Origin of the sequence: Streptomyces sp. NPDC053493 (genome assembly GCF_044544825.1) — a bacterium.
Taxonomy (GTDB): domain Bacteria; phylum Actinomycetota; class Actinomycetes; order Streptomycetales; family Streptomycetaceae; genus Streptomyces.
Genome location: NZ_JBITXS010000008.1, coordinates 303540 through 317480 on the forward strand (window position 1 = coordinate 303540; position 13941 = coordinate 317480).

Genomic DNA, 13941 nt, shown 5'->3' on the forward strand with positions numbered 1-13941 from the left:
GTTACGCTCCCGGCACATGAGTGCTTCTGAGCAGGACACCCCGGACACCACGGCGGACCCGTCGGACGAGCCCGCCGGTCTCACGCCCAGGCAGGCCCGGCTCGCGCGGGTGGTCGCCGGATCGGTCCTGCTCGTCGTGACGGCCGCCGTCCTGGTGACGCGGCTGGCGAGCCACACGTCAGTCCTCGTCGTCGGCGTGTACGGACTGGCCATGATCCTCTGCGGCGTGGTGATCGAACTCTCCCGCAACGGCCGGACCCGGCTCGCCACCTGGCTCCTGGTGGGCGGGCTGCTCACCGCGTTCGCCCTGGACTGGCTGGTCCTTCCCTGATCCCTTCCGGGCCCCTTTCCAGGGGCCCGTCCCCGGTCCCTCGCCGGCGGCTCACAGGTCGAGGACGAGCCGCTCGCCGGCGCACCGCGAGACGCAGATCAGCATGGAGTCCGCGCGCTCGGCGTCCGTGAGCAGCTCGTCGCGGTGGTCGATCTCGCCCGCCACGACCCGCTGTTGGCACGTTCCGCAGAAGCCCTGCTGACAGGAGTAGAGCAGCCCCGGGACCGCCTCGCGGACCGCCGACAGCACCGTCTGGTCGGCGGCCACCGTCAACGTCCGCCCGGAGCGGCGCAGTTCGACCTCGAAGGGCCTGCCGCCCTCGGTGGGTCCGGCGGTGAAGCGCTCCAGGTGCGCGAGCCGTCCGTCGGGCAGGGCGGCGCCGACCGCGGCCATCAGGCCCTCCGGCCCGCAGCAGTAGACGGCCGTCTCGGCCGGGAGTTCGCCGAGGAAGCCGAGGTCGGGCCGCCCGTCCCGGTCCTCGGGCACGAGGGTGGTGCGGCCCCGGCCGAGCCGCTCGGCCTCCTCGGCGTACGGCATGGAGGCGAGGTCGCGCCCGCAGTACAGCAGCCGCCACTCGGCTCCGGCCGCCTCGGCGGCGCGCACCATCGGGAGGACGGGCGTGATGCCGATGCCGCCGGCGACGAAGACGTAGGAGGGCGCGTGTGCGAGCGGGAAGCGGTTGCGCGGCCCGCGGATCTCGATCTCCGTACCCACGTGGAGCTGCTCGTGGACCTCGCGCGAGCCGCCGCGGCCGTCCTCGACGAGGCGTACGGCCACGGTGTACGCGCCGGTGTCGGCCGGGTCGCCGCAGAGCGAGTACTGGCGCACGGTGCCGGAGGGCAGCACGAGGTCGAGGTGCGCGCCCGGCTGCCAGGCGGGCAGTTGCTCGCCCTCCAGGCGCAGCTGGACCACGCCGTCGGCGGGTTCGGTGCGGGCGGCGACGAGGACGCGGCGGGTGACGGTGGCGAGCCGGCCGCGGCCGGAGATCGGCTCGTCCAGGGCGGGCATCGGCCACAGCGGCGAGGCGTCGACGCGGCGCCGCAACGCCCGCTTGGCGAGGAGCGCGGCTCCCGCGACGAGAACGACGGTGCGCACACGCATCAGACACGGCCTCCGTTGGCGCCGGGAGAGCCGGCGAGATAGGCCGCGGCCTGGGCGGTGGAGCCCTCCTGGGTGGGGTGGTAACTCCGGCTGAGATAGCGGGGGATGGAGCGCAGCATGTCGGGTGTCGACGGCAGCACGCCTTCGCGGCCCTTGCGGACGAACTGGCCGACGGACGGTTTGGCGTCGAGGATCGTCGGGTCGTTCGCCATGAAGAAGCGGACACCGCGCTGCCAGAGGAACACGAGCGCGGAGAAGGCGAGCGCCCAGGTGCGGGCGCGTCGCCGGTAGCCGCCGTCGAGGTGCAGGAACAGCTCGAAGGCGACCGAGCGGTGCTCGACCTCCTCGGCGCCGTGCCAGCGCAGCAGGTCGAGCATGACCGGGTCGGCGCCGACGCGGTCGAGCTCCTCGGCGTTGAGCACCCAGTTGCCGAGGAAGGCGGTGTAGTGCTCGATGGCGGCGATCAGCGCGACCCGCTCCATCAGCCACCAGCGCCGCGGCCGGCCGGGCGGCAGGGTCCGGTCACCGAGCAGCTTCTCGAAGAACCAGTCGACCTGGGCGGTGTACGGCGTGGGGTCGAGGCCCAGCTTCTTGAGGTGCGGCAGCACGTCGTCGTGGGCCTGCGAGTGCACCGCCTCCTGGCCGATGAAGCCGATGACGTCCTCGCGCAGCCGGTCGTCCGTGATGTACGGCAGGGCCTGCTTGTAGACGTGCACGAACCAGCGTTCGCCGGCCGGGAGCAGCAGGTGCAGCACGTTGATGGTGTGCGTGGTGAACGGATCTCCTGGCACCCAGTGAAGCGGCGTCTTCTCCCAGTCGAAGGAGACCTTGCGAGCCTTGAGCTCGATGTGCTCCGCCGCCACCGGTGCGGGCTGCGTATTAGACATGGCGTCAATGTACTGACCGGTACGCGCTCCGGCCAGAGCCCTGCACGCGCTTTTTCGGGCGCGGGGACCCGGCCGGCCAAGTCAGCGCAGCGCGGTGAGGCGGGTGCCGTCCGCGAGCGTGCCCGTCAGCTCCGCCCGGTTCCCCGGCGCCGCCCGCACCGCCAGCACATGCCCTTCGCTCCGCGCTCGCACTCCGCCCGACAGCACCAGCGACGCGAAGTCCGGCGAGCCCGCCGCCACCACGTACCACTGGCCGGCCCTCGACTGCCACACCACGCCCGCCAGCACCCGCGCCTCCCGCGCGCCGCACGCCAGGGAGCCCTCGGAGCGGGCGGCGAGCGCCGGTGTGCCGGCGGGAGCGCCCGGGGCGTGGAAGAGGGCGAGGCTGCGGCTACCGGTGCCGCGCCAGGTCTCCGCCCGTACGCACGACCACTCGGCCCGCCCGCCGCCTTCCGGCAGCTGCTGCGCCGCGTACGCCCACGCGTTGACGGCCCGCACCCCGCGCGAGGCGAGCTCCGGCAGCCGGCACGCGGTCCGCGCCCACTCCGCCCGCCCCGCCGCGCCCGGAGCGTCGGCCACGTCCACGGGCCGCGCCGGCGCGCCCGCCGTCAGCCGGGCCGGAGCCAGTTCGCCCAGGTCGGCCAGCAGCCGCACGCCCGACCCGTCGCGCACCTGCAACGCGCTCCAGCTCGTGCACGTCCCGGCCCGCGCGGTCATCGGGCTCGGCATCGGCTCCGTCACGCCGTACGCGTCCCGCGCCAGCACCCGCGCCGCCTCGCCCGGCGCCAGCAGGTCCCGCACCGCCGCCTCCCGCACCCACGGCGCCGTCACGTACCGCACGTTGCCCGCCGCCCGCGACACCACGAGCGCCGCGGAGCCGACCGCGTCCGCCCCGTCCGTACGGGCGAAGTCGAGCGCCGCGCCGCTCGTGTCGTCCACCGGCTCGGCGTAGCGCACCACCCGCAGCCCGTCGTGGAACAGCACCACGCGCGCCGCGTCCACCCGGCCCGCGAACAGCAGCTGCGGCGAACCCATCGGCGGTCCCGGCGGCGTCCCGGGCGTCGCCGACGCCCGCACGCTCGGCCCGGGCCGCGCCCACACGGCCAGCGCCCGCCGCAGCAGCGCGCTGTCGCCGGTGAGTTCGCCGCGGGCCGGCCACACCGTGAAGTCCGTACGGGACGACACCCGCCAGTCCGTCGGCCCGACCCGCTTCAGGCCGGCCGGGTCGAGTGCCGCCTCCGCCGCCGGGTTACGGGCGTACGACGGGGCCGCAGCACCGTTTCTGCCCCAGCCGTCGCCCGGCAGCCCCAGCAGCGCCCCGCACACCACGGCCGCCGCGGCCGCCGCGAGCACCGCCTTGCCGTGCTGGCGCCGCCGCATCAGGTCGGTCGGCCGGGCCTGGAGCGAGCACGGGTCGAACTCCGGGGACTCCAGGAGCACGTACTGCGCCTCGACCCCGTCCGCCTCCGCGAGCGCCGCCTCCGGGTCCTCGACGCCGGCCGCCGCCAGCACCCGCAGCACCTCCGGGTCGCCCTGCCGTTCCAGGCCGCGCAGCACGTACGCCGCCCGGGCCGGTCCGGACAGCGCGGACAGCCGCTGGTCCAGGGCGAGTTCGTCGGCGCCGCCCGCGCGCGGGAACAGTCGCAGTCCCCACACCTGCGGCAGCAGCGGCGGGAACTGCGCCCGCCGCGGCAGCGCGCGGCGCCGCAGCGGCAGTCCGGCGGTCAGCGCCTGCCGCAGCACCTCGCCCCGCACGTACGCGTAGCCCGGGTCGACCGCGTCCTCCGCCCGCCGGCTCCTCGGCACCGTCGTCCCCGAGATGCGCCGGCGCGGCAGCGAGCGCTGCACCAGCGCGTGCGCGGTGAGCACCCGGCGGTTACGGCCGAGGGACGGCGGCAGGACGAGATAGGCGATCCGGACGAGCCGCGGATAGTGCTCGACGAGCGCGGCCTCGGCCTGCTCGACGTCGACGGGGCCGGGGGAGGGCTCGGGCGAGGGCTCGGCGGAGGAGGCGAGTTCCTGGGTGCTCACGTTCAGCAGAACGAGCGAATGATGGGATGGTCACCCCGGGCGGCCGGGCGGTGCGGGGCCGCGGCGGTCGCGGGCGGCTGCCGCGGGGCCGGCCGGCCGGCTCAGGCGGCGTACACCGTCAGGCGCTCGCGGATCAGGTCCGTCACCTCGTCCGGGACGCCGAGGCCCTCCCGTACGTACTTCTCCATCGACCCGTGCCGCACCGCCACCTCGTCCAGCGCCGCCTCCAGATACTCCGGCACCACCCCGATCAGCGCCAGCGCCAGGTCCGGGTCGCCGCCCTGCGCCGTGAAGCCCTCGATGAGCGGCGCGAACGCCTCCCGTACGCCCGGATTGACCGACAGGTACTCCGCCGTCACCGTCTCCTCGTCCGCGCCGAGCAGCGCGAGCACGATCGTCGCCGCCCAGCCGGTGCGGTCCTTGCCGGCCGTGCAGTGGAAGAGCAGCGGGCCGGAGGACGGGTCGGCCAGCTCGGTGAGGAAGGCCCGGTAGGAGGCGCGGGCCGAGTCGCTGGTCACGAAGGCCCGGTAGGTCCGGGTGAAGGCCGCCTGCGCCCGGCCTCCGCCCAGGTGCTCCTCGGCCAGCGCCGGGTCGGAGAGCAGCGTCTTCAGGCGCGCGGCGGGCGGCAGGCCGCTGGTCGCCAGATAGTCGGCGAGCACGTCCGCGACGATCACCCGGCCGCCCGGCGGCACGCGGTCGGGGCGCTCCGCCCGCTCGGCGGCGGTACGGAAGTCGACGACCGTACGGATGCCGAGCGCGGTCACCACGGACTCGGCCGGGTCGAGCCGGTCGAGCTGACCGGAGCGGAAGACCAGGCCCTCCCGCACGCTGCGGCCCTCGCCGAGCGGGAGCGTGCCCAGGTCACGGAGGTTGGCGACGGTCGTGGCGGGGATGGCGGGCATGCGTCGACTCCTCCGGAAACGGTACGAACCGTACTTCCTGTGCACCGTAACCGATGGTCGCGGGAGGCGGTCGCTCGTGCGCGGTGGGGGGATGACAGCATGTCCTCACCATGACCATGACGCACGCCCGCTCGCCGCTGCGCGCCCTGCGGGCCGCACTCTTCGCGGCGGTGTGCGTCACCCTGGCGGCGGTGGGCCACTCGTCCATGTCCGCCCACCGGATCCCCTTCGCCGCTCTGGCCGCCGCCTTCGCCGTGACGGCCGTCCTCGCCTGGTCGGCGGCGGGCCGGCGGCGTGGCCCGGTGGCCGTCGCCACCGGTCTGACGGCGGTGCAGGGAGTCCTGCACCTGCTGTTCGGGCTGACGGAGAAGGGCACGGGGGCGGCGGGTGCGCCCGGCAGGGCGTGGATGCCGGGTACGAACACCCTGAGCGGCCTGCCCGGCACGCATTCCATGGACGGCATGCCGGGCATGAGCGGCGTGAACGGCATGAGCGGCGTGAACGGCGCGCCGGAGGTGACGGGCGCGGTCGCCGAGGCCGCCTCCGGGCTGCCGTCCGCCGTGCTCGCCGACCCGTTCCTGACCCACGCGGCTCACGCGGCCCACGCGGCGCACGCCGGGCACATGGCCCACGCCGGCCACATGACGCACACCATGGGCGGCGGCTCCGGATCCGGGATGCTCGCCGCCCACCTGCTCGCCGCCCTCGCCTGCGGCCTCTGGCTCGCCCGGGGCGAGGCCGCGCTGTTCGCGCTCGCCCGGACCGTCGGCGCCCGCGCCGCGGCCCCGCTGCGCCTGCTGCTCGCCGCCGCCCGGGTCCTCGTACCCGCCCGGCCGCCCCGCCGCGCCGTACGCCCGCGCCCGCACACCCGCCGCCTGCACGGCGTCGTCCTCGCGCACACCGTCTCCCGGCGCGGCCCGCCCCGCCCGCCCGCATCCCGTGCCACGGCCCTCGGAGTCCCGTTCGTCTGACCTGGGGGCCGCTTCCCCCTGCCGGCCGTCGGCCGCCGTCGCGCATCGAGCGCGACCACCGACCACCGACCGCCGGCGGACGACACCGACCTCAAGGACCGTCATGACCATCGACGACCTCGCGCGCCCGGAAACGGCGCCGGTCTCCTCCGACGAGCGGCAGCGACCGCGCGGCTGGGCCGCCCTGCGCCCGCTCGTCCTGCGCCTCCACTTCTACGCAGGCGTCCTCGTCGCCCCGTTCCTCCTCGTGGCCGCCGTCAGCGGACTGCTCTACGCGCTCTCCTTCCCGGCCGAGAAGGTGGTGTACGCGCACGAGCTCGAAGTCCCGGTACCGGAGCACGCCACGACCCTGCCGCTCGCCCGCCAGGTCGAGGCCGCCCGCGCCGCCAACGGCGACGGCACCGTCACCGCCGTCTGGCCCGGCGCCGAACCCGGCGCCACCACCCGCGTCCTCATGGCCGACCCGGACGCGCCCGAGGGCACCTCGCTCGCCGTCTTCGTCGACCCGTACACCGGCGACGTCCGCGGACAGCTGCCCAGCTACGGCAGCTCCGGCGCGCTTCCGCTGCGCACCTGGCTGTCCACCTTCCACGTCGACCTGCACCTCGGCGAACTCGGCCGCAACTACAGCGAACTGGCCGCCAGCTGGCTGTGGGTGGTCGCGCTCGGCGGCCTGCTGCTCTGGGTCGGCCGGCGCCGGACGAACCGCCGCGCCCTGTTCCTGCCCGAGCGCGGCCCGAAGTCGCGCCGACGCACCCTCTCCTGGCACGGCACGGTCGGCCTGTGGGCCGTGGCCGGGCTCGTCGCCCTGTCCGCCACCGGTCTGACCTGGTCGCGTTACGCGGGCGAGAACATAGGCACCGTCCAGGACCGGCTCGGCGGCGCGACGCCGACGCTCTCGGCCGCCGTCACCGGCGGTGCGGGCGGCGCGGGCGGCGCGGGCGGCGCGGGCACGGGCGGTGAGCACGCGGGCCACGGCGCCGGCCACCACCCGGCACCGCCGGCCGCGAACGGCGCGGACATCGGCATCGACAAGGCGGTCGAGGCGGCCCGCGCGGCGGGCATCGACAGCCCGTCGATCTCCGTCGTCCTGCCCGCCGAGGGCTCGGGCTACGTGGTGAAGGAGACCGACAAGCAGTTCCCGGTCCAGCTGGACTCCGTCGCCCTGAACCCGGCCGACGGCGCCGTCCTCGACGAACTCCGCTTCGCCGACTACCCGCTGCTCGCCCAGCTGACCCGGATCGGCATCGACGCCCACATGGGCGTGTTCCTGGGCCTGTTCAACCAGCTGGCGCTCGCCGCGCTCGCTCTGGCCCTGATCCTGCTGATCGTCTGGGGCTACCGCATGTGGTGGCTGCGCCGCCCGGGCCGCCCGGTCGCGCGCGGCACCTGGCGCCGGATCCCGCCGGCGCAGCTCCTGCCGCTGCTCGCCGTGACGGTGCTGGTGGGCTGGTTCGTGCCGCTGCTCGGCCTCAGCCTCGCGGCGTTCCTGGCCGTCGACCTCGTCCTCGCGTTCGTCGCGCGGACGAGGTCGAGGACGAGGCGAACGGCCGCCTGACGGCTCAGGGGGCGTACTTGTAGCCGACCCGCCGCACGGTCTGGATCGTGCGGCGGTGCTCGGCGCCCAGCTTGCGGCGCAGCCGCGCCACGTGCACGTCCACGGTCCGGCCGTCGCCCACGTGCCCGTACCCCCACACCGTGGTGACCAGCTGGTCACGGGTGTGGACCCGGTGCGGGTGGGCGACGAGGTGGGCGAGCAGTTCGAACTCGAGATACGTCAGATCGAGCGCCCGCCCGTCGACGTGGGCGATCCGCTGCACGCTGTCGATCGCCACCGGGCCCTGCTCGACGACCGTCGGGGCGGCCGGCGGCTGCTGGTCGGCGGGCAGCAGCACGAGGTACCCGACCATCGGCGGACGCCCGGGCAGCGTCGGCAGCGCGTGCTGCGGGGCGGGCAGGAGCGTGGCACCGGGCGGCAGGAAGTCGGCGACCCGGCCGAGCCCGGCGACCTCGTCGGGATCGACGGCGCGCAGCCGGGGACGCAGGGCGGTGAGGGTGGCGGTGTGGGCGGCAGCCTGGGTGTGGGCCATGAAAGCTCAGCTCTTTCGCGCGAGTTACGGACGGACAGGGCGTCGTACGTCATGCGCGGCGGCCGAAGGCCGGACGACCGGAATCCGCCGGTCGCGGGCTTTAGAGGGCCGACGCGTTCCTCACGCGCCGACAGCACCGGTCGAAGTCGTGGTGCTGGCGGGAAGGCCAGAACGGCTCGAGGTCGGTGCGACCCTTCGCGGTGTCGTTCTGGATGCTGGCCATATCCCTATTAAACCAGGAGGGAAACCTCGTGGGCAGTCCCCGGTGCGCCAAAACCCGTGTCGTCCTTCCCACATGCCGGAAGGGGCGCCCACCGTACGAACGGTGGGCGCCCCTTCCGGAAGAGCGTGGGAAGCGCGCGGATCAGACCTGGCCGGCCTTCTCCAGGGCCTCGCAGCAGGTGTCCACCAGCAGGCGGGTCACCGTGTACGGGTCCACGTTCGCGTTCGGGCGGCGGTCCTCGATGTAGCCCTTCCGGTCCTGCTCGACCTGCCACGGGATGCGGACCGAGGCGCCGCGGTCGGAGACGCCGTAGGAGTACTGGTCCCACGGGGCGGTCTCGTGCAGGCCGGTCAGGCGGTCGTCGATGCCCGCGCCGTAGTTCTTGACGTGGTCGAGCGGCTTCGAGCCCTCGCCCAGCGCCTCACAGGCGGTGATGATCGCGTCGTAGCCCTCGCGCATCGCCTTGGTGGAGAAGTTGGTGTGCGCGCCCGCGCCGTTCCAGTCGCCCTTCACCGGCTTCGGGTCGAGCGTCGCGGAGACGTTGAAGTCCTCGGCCGTGCGGTAGAGCAGCCAGCGGGCCACCCACAGCTGGTCGGCGACCTCCAGCGGCGCCAGCGGGCCGACCTGGAACTCCCACTGGCCGGGCATGACCTCGGCGTTGATGCCGGAGATGCCGAGGCCCGCCTGGAGGCAGTTCTCCAGGTGCGCCTCGACGACGTCACGGCCGAAGATCTCGTCCGCGCCGACGCCGCAGTAGTAGCCGCCCTGCGGGGCCGGGAAGCCGCCGACCGGGAAGCCGAGCGGGCGCTCGCCGTCGAAGAAGGTGTACTCCTGCTCGATGCCGAAGATCGGCTCCTGCGCGGCGTACTTCGCGTACACCTCGGCCAGCGCGGCACGCGTGTTGGACTCGTGCGGCGTCATGTCCGTGTTGAGGACCTCGCACAGCACCAGGACGTCGTTGCCGCCGCGGATCGGGTCCGGGCAGGAGAAGACCGGCTTGAGGACGCGGTCCGAGGCGTGGCCCTTGGCCTGGTTGGTGCTGGAACCGTCGAAGCCCCAGATCGGCAGGTCCTCCAGGGCAAGGCCCTCGCCGGCGATGATCTTCGTCTTGGAGCGAAGCTTCGCGGTCGGCTCGGTGCCGTCGATCCAGATGTACTCAGCCTTGAAGGTCACGGGGCCTCATCCTTTGGGTGCTGCGGGTCCTCGGCGGCGGCTCGCGACGGTGCGAGGGCTGCGTGGCGGTGTCTGCGTCTGTGCGCAGCTTCGCAACACGGGATTTCCCGTCGGTTGCCCGATTGTGAACCCCGTGTTACTCGGCCTTCCCGCCGGTCACCCGCCCGCCGTGCGCCCTGTGGCGTGCGTCACGCGCCTCGCGCCGCGTCCCGGGTGCCCCGTCCCGCGCGTCAGCTTTCCTGGTCCCGCGCGCGGTGCCCGGTCCCGTGCGTCAGGTCTCCTCGCCCCGCGCGCGCCGCGCGACGACGTGCGCGTTCAGCAGCGAGCCGAGCCCCGCCCGCCCGATCCGCGCCACCAGTTCCGCGTACGAGGTGCCGAGCGCCTCGGCCGTACGGCCCAGGTGCCAGTCGGCGTCCGCGAGCCGGCGCAGCAGATGGCCCCGGCGGATCTGGCTCTCCGAGAGCCGGAACGTCTTCAGATACGCCGTCCGTCCCTTGCGGTCGCTGATCAGTTCGCCGATGTGCTGCTCCTGCCCGGAGCGCAGGAACGGCGGCAGGAAGCGGTAGAGCCGGAAGCCGCCCATGTCGTGGACGCGCTCGAAGGCGTACGGCGTCTCCAGCAGGTCCCGCGCCATCAGCCCGTCGTGCGCCCGCGCCCACGCCCGCTCCTGGGCCGACGCGGCCCGGCGCAGATCGGCGAGCGAACGGACGGCGCCGCTCTCCACGGCGGCCGTGAAATCGGCGACCGGCGCACCGTAGTGCGCGTACTGGTGGACCAGCTCCCCGAACAGGTCCTCCACCAGGGTGGCGTGCAGCAGCAGGTAGTCGTCGGGATGCGGGACGGCGAAGGCCGCGGCGAGCGCGTCCGCCACGTAGAGCAGCACTCCGCACTGCCCCGGGTGGATCTCGAACACCCGCAGCGCCTCCGCGAGCCCCGGTATCTCCCACCCGGCGTACGCCGCCTCCGCGCGCGGCGACAGGCCCCGGCGGACGGCCGCCCGTGACCACTCGTCCCAGACGACGGACGGCCCGCCGAAGTGCAGCGCCAGATAGCCCTCCAGGGCGAGGTGCAGCGGCAGGAAGCGCAGCCGCGGCTCGCCCTGGCGGCGCCGGGCCAGTCGCCGCACCGGCACCGTGGCCGGCCGGCCGGTCCCGAGCCGGGTCCCGTAGGAGGCGGCCTCCGCGCCCGTCCGCGACCAGTCGGCGACGAAGCCGTGCGGGACGTACGAGGTGTACGTGATGCCGCCGGCGAGCGCGACCGAGTCCGGGAAACAGCCGTGGCCCCGCTCGTAGACCTCCCGGTGCAGCCGCAGTCCGGCGACCGGCTCGTCCCGCACCAGCGGCACGAGCCGCACGCCGCCCCACACCTGCGCGGGCCGCACGGCGAGCCCCGTCAGATCGATCCGCGTCATGTCCCCGCCTCCTCGCCCGACGCGCTCAGGAACAGCTCCACCCGCCGGTCCAGATAAGCCCGCAGCGCGGCCAGGCCCTCCCGGCCCTCCGCGAACCGGGCGATCTCCACCAGAGCGGGCAGATCCTCCGCGTCCCGGATCCCGGCCGTCGGCACCCCGGGCGCCAGCCGGCGCACGTCGAAGACGTCCGCGTCGTATACGGGGTTCACGTGCACGACACCGGTCCGGCGCTCCGGATCCAGCCGCGTCCGCCACACCCGCAGCACCTCACCGGCCAGCCCGGGCGGCGCGTTGTCCCAGCCGTCCGACACGATCAGCAGCCGCTCGGGCGTGTGCTCCAGGGCGTCGAGGATCCGCGCGCCGAGCGGAGTGGCGCCGAAGGGCCGGACGAGCAGCGGGTCGCGGGCGCCGGAGGTCCAGTGCGCCGTGTACGCGCCGGGCGCGGCCAGCGCCTCCAGGAGGAAGTGGCAGCCGAGCGCGACGGCCAGCGGACGGCGCCGCTTCACCGCCGAACCCGACGACGACCAGCTGTCGTCCAGCACCGCCGCCACCCGGCCCCAGCTCCCGGCGTGCGGCCCGGCCACCCGCCGCGCGGCCGCGCGCAGCGCCCCGGTCAGCTCGGCACGCCGCTCCCTTCTCTCCCCGAAGGGGAGAGACAGCACGTACAGCGCGAGCCGGGTCAGCGGCATCCCGGAAAGCCCGGCCCCGCCAGGCCGGGCCCGCAGCCGCTCCAGGCGCGTCATCCGCGGCGCGATGCGCCGCAGGAACTCCTCGCGGTCCACTCCGTGCCGCGCGGCGAAGCCCTCGGCGACGGTGAACGGCAGCTCGTACAGCGCCGAGCCCTCGCCGTGCTCGTAGTGCGCCTTCCGGTACGCCTCGAGGGTGGGGTGCGCGTAGCGGGTGCGCCGCCCGGGCGCGAAGAGGAAGTCACCGGTCTCGGCCGCGGTCTCGGCCGTGGCCTCGGCTCCGGTCGCGGCTCCGGTCCCGGGGCCGCCGGGCAGCGGCAGATGGGTGTGGCGGAGGGCGGCCTTCAGACCGGGCCGGTACTTCACGGCGTCGTGGGCGAGATCGGGCCGGGCCGCGAGCCAGTCGCGCATCAGGGCCCGGGTGCGCCGGTTGTTGACTCCGGCGGCGCGCAGCCGGCGGAACAGCCGGTAGACGCGCTGCGGCGGCAGCTTCGCGAGCCGCGCGGCGATCAGCCGTCCCTCGCCCGGCCCGGCCTCGTGCGGGGTGCGCAGCAACTGCTCGGCGATCAGGGCGGCGTTGTGGTCGTTGATGTCGAGCGCGAGCGCGGCGGCGTAGAGCGGTCGGTAGTTGACGCGTACGTACTCGTGCACGAAGGCGAGGGACAGCCGCTGTTCCTCGGCGGAGGTACGGAACTCGCGCTGTCCGGTGGCCGTGACCGCGGCGTTGACGAAGAGCAGGACGTCCTCGGCGGCGACGAGATCGGACATCCTTCGCTCCTTCCCCACGGATGCCGGCCGGGGAATGGGGGCGCGAACAGCGAATACGTTGCTTCAGAGGCAGGTCCCGGAAGTCGCGCCGGAGTCCCGCGGCCGGCGGGGGAACGCTAACACCGGGGGAGGGGCGGCGGTCCACCGGGTTTTCCAGCGGCGAGCGGCGAGCGGCGAGCGGCGAGCGGCGAGCGGCGAGGGGGCGGCCGGGTGGCCGGGCGGCCGGGGGCCGTGAGCGGGGGCGCCGGACGGCCGGTGCCGTGTCGAGGTGGGGGCGGTCAGGCGGGTGCGGGGCGCGCCCCGGGCGTGCGCTCGGGGGCGGGCCAGGGGCGGGTCGGGGGGATCCCGGATTCGTCCGGTGGCCCGGCCCGGCAGACTGGAGGGCATGACGAAGCTCCCCGGCGCGAAGACCCGTATCGCTCTCCTCGGCACCGGCCCCTGGGCCGAGCGCACCCACGCGCCCGCGCTCGCGGCGCATCCGGGCGTGGAGTTCTGCGGGGTGTGGGGCAGACGCCCCGAGGCGGCGGCCGAGCTGGCCGAGGCCTTCGGCACGACCGCCTTCGACGACGTCGAGGACGTCTTCGAGGCGAGCGACGCCGTCGCCTTCGCCCTGCCTCCGGACGTCCAGGCCCCGCTCGCCGTCCGCGCCGCCGCCATGGGCTGCCATCTGCTTCTGGACAAGCCGGTGGCCACGACGGTCGAGGCGGCCCAGGAGGTGGCCGGCGCGGCCGAGCTGGCCGAGGTCTCCTCCGTCGTCTTCTGCACGCTCCGCTTCGCCGAGCCCACGGCCCGGTGGATCGACGAACAGGCGGCGGCCGGCGGCTGGTTCCTCGGCGAGGCCCACTGGCTGGGCTCCCTCTTCGCTCCCGGCTCGTCCAGTGCCTACGCGGCCTCGCCCTGGCGCCGCGAGAAGGGCGGCCTGTGGGACGTCGGCCCGCACGTCCTGTCCGTCCTCCTGCCGGTCCTCGGCGACGTCACCTCGGTCACCTGCGCCGCCGGCGCTGCGGACACCCGGCATCTGGTGCTGCGTCACACCTCGGGCGCGAGCAGCACGGCGACCCTCACCCTCAGCGCCCCGCCCGGGGCGTCGGAGGCCGCGCTCTCGCTGTACGGCGAGCACGGGCGGGTGACGATGCCCGGCTGGGAGGGCGCCCTGGACGCCTTCGGCGGTGCCGTGGACGCGCTCCTGGAGTCCATACGCACCGGCACGCCGCATCCGTGCGACGCCCGCTTCGGGGCGCGGCTCACCGAGATCCTCGCCCAGGCCGAGTCCGCCGCGCACGCGGCGGCGGAGACGCCCGCCTGACCACCCGCCGCCCGAAGCCCGAAGTGGCGGCGGTAGGTTGGCCGTTGAGTCCCGGCCCCGG

The 13941-nt window shown here is 75.0% G+C and carries 12 protein-coding genes; 4 read left to right on the forward strand and 8 right to left on the reverse strand.

The window, feature by feature from the left end; translation table 11 throughout:
• The first annotated feature begins 16 nt into the window (after positions 1–16).
• Positions 17–331 (forward strand): hypothetical protein, encoded by a 315-nt coding sequence (locus ACIGO8_RS23870; RefSeq protein ID WP_399734103.1) that lies wholly within the window; start codon positions 17–19, stop codon positions 329–331.
• 51 nt (positions 332–382) lie between these two features.
• On the opposite strand, the gene ACIGO8_RS23875 is transcribed toward ACIGO8_RS23870, so the two are convergent.
• From ACIGO8_RS23875 to ACIGO8_RS23890, 4 genes are all read right to left on the reverse strand, one after another.
• A complete protein-coding gene (locus tag ACIGO8_RS23875) occupies positions 383–1432 on the reverse strand; it encodes a PDR/VanB family oxidoreductase (RefSeq protein ID WP_399734105.1) in 1050 nt (349 codons plus the stop codon).
• Complete coding sequence (locus ACIGO8_RS23880; protein ID WP_399734108.1) at positions 1432–2319, reverse strand: metal-dependent hydrolase; 888 nt, start codon at positions 2317–2319, stop codon at positions 1432–1434. Before ACIGO8_RS23880 ends, ACIGO8_RS23875 begins: the two co-directional genes overlap by 1 nt.
• Positions 2320–2400: 81 nt before the next feature.
• Positions 2401–4350 carry a hypothetical protein gene (locus ACIGO8_RS23885; protein WP_399734111.1) on the reverse strand — a complete coding sequence of 650 codons (1950 nt, stop codon included), beginning with the start codon at positions 4348–4350 and terminating at the stop codon, positions 2401–2403.
• A gap of 101 nt (positions 4351–4451) precedes the next feature.
• On the reverse strand, positions 4452–5252 hold the full coding sequence (locus tag ACIGO8_RS23890; RefSeq protein WP_399734113.1) for a tyrosine-protein phosphatase: 801 nt from the start codon (positions 5250–5252) through the stop codon (positions 4452–4454).
• Positions 5253–5362: 110 nt separating this feature from the next.
• Here ACIGO8_RS23890 and ACIGO8_RS23895 point away from each other — a divergent pair, with 110 nt between their 5' ends.
• Entirely contained in the window at positions 5363–6223 is an 861-nt protein-coding gene (locus ACIGO8_RS23895) for a hypothetical protein (protein ID WP_399734116.1), read from the forward strand.
• 103 nt (positions 6224–6326) lie between these two features.
• Positions 6327–7781, forward strand: a complete 1455-nt coding sequence (locus ACIGO8_RS23900) for a PepSY-associated TM helix domain-containing protein (RefSeq protein ID WP_399734119.1) — start codon at positions 6327–6329, stop codon at positions 7779–7781.
• Between the two features lie 4 nt (positions 7782–7785).
• Here the strand turns inward: ACIGO8_RS23900 and ACIGO8_RS23905 are convergent, their stop codons facing one another.
• The 4 genes from ACIGO8_RS23905 to ACIGO8_RS23920 all read right to left on the reverse strand — a co-directional run bounded on the left by ACIGO8_RS23905 (position 7786) and on the right by ACIGO8_RS23920 (position 12574).
• Entirely contained in the window at positions 7786–8313 is a 528-nt protein-coding gene (locus tag ACIGO8_RS23905; protein WP_399734121.1) for a winged helix-turn-helix domain-containing protein, read from the reverse strand.
• A gap of 364 nt (positions 8314–8677) precedes the next feature.
• The gene (glnII, locus tag ACIGO8_RS23910) at positions 8678–9709 is read right to left on the reverse strand and encodes a glutamine synthetase (RefSeq protein WP_399734124.1); all 1032 of its coding nucleotides are present in this window, start codon (positions 9707–9709) and stop codon (positions 8678–8680) included.
• A 271-nt stretch (positions 9710–9980) separates the two neighbouring features.
• A complete protein-coding gene (locus ACIGO8_RS23915) occupies positions 9981–11120 on the reverse strand; it encodes an ARPP-2 domain-containing protein (RefSeq protein ID WP_399734127.1) in 1140 nt (379 codons plus the stop codon).
• Positions 11117–12574, reverse strand: coding sequence for a hypothetical protein (locus tag ACIGO8_RS23920; RefSeq protein WP_399734130.1), 1458 nt, complete (start codon positions 12572–12574; stop codon positions 11117–11119). Before ACIGO8_RS23920 ends, ACIGO8_RS23915 begins: the two co-directional genes overlap by 4 nt.
• Positions 12575–12959: 385 nt before the next feature.
• Between ACIGO8_RS23920 and ACIGO8_RS23925 the strand changes: the two genes are divergently transcribed.
• On the forward strand, positions 12960–13880 hold the full coding sequence (locus ACIGO8_RS23925; RefSeq protein WP_399734133.1) for a Gfo/Idh/MocA family protein: 921 nt from the start codon (positions 12960–12962) through the stop codon (positions 13878–13880).
• Positions 13881–13941 lie beyond the last annotated feature (61 nt).

Excerpts from the sequence above, each read along its gene's own strand:
- ACIGO8_RS23870 (WP_399734103.1), top strand. The coding sequence starts at position 17 with ATGAGTGCTTCTGAGCAGGACACCCCGGACACCACGGCGGACCCGTCG.
- ACIGO8_RS23875 (WP_399734105.1), bottom strand. The coding sequence starts at position 1,432 with ATGCGTGTGCGCACCGTCGTTCTCGTCGCGGGAGCCGCGCTCCTCGCC.
- ACIGO8_RS23880 (WP_399734108.1), bottom strand. The coding sequence starts at position 2,319 with ATGTCTAATACGCAGCCCGCACCGGTGGCGGCGGAGCACATCGAGCTC.
- ACIGO8_RS23890 (WP_399734113.1), bottom strand. The coding sequence starts at position 5,252 with ATGCCCGCCATCCCCGCCACGACCGTCGCCAACCTCCGTGACCTGGGC.
- ACIGO8_RS23895 (WP_399734116.1), top strand. The coding sequence starts at position 5,363 with ATGACCATGACGCACGCCCGCTCGCCGCTGCGCGCCCTGCGGGCCGCA.
- ACIGO8_RS23900 (WP_399734119.1), top strand. The coding sequence starts at position 6,327 with ATGACCATCGACGACCTCGCGCGCCCGGAAACGGCGCCGGTCTCCTCC.
- ACIGO8_RS23905 (WP_399734121.1), bottom strand. The coding sequence starts at position 8,313 with ATGGCCCACACCCAGGCTGCCGCCCACACCGCCACCCTCACCGCCCTG.
- ACIGO8_RS23915 (WP_399734127.1), bottom strand. The coding sequence starts at position 11,120 with ATGACGCGGATCGATCTGACGGGGCTCGCCGTGCGGCCCGCGCAGGTG.
- ACIGO8_RS23920 (WP_399734130.1), bottom strand. The coding sequence starts at position 12,574 with ATGTCCGATCTCGTCGCCGCCGAGGACGTCCTGCTCTTCGTCAACGCC.
- ACIGO8_RS23925 (WP_399734133.1), top strand. The coding sequence starts at position 12,960 with ATGACGAAGCTCCCCGGCGCGAAGACCCGTATCGCTCTCCTCGGCACC.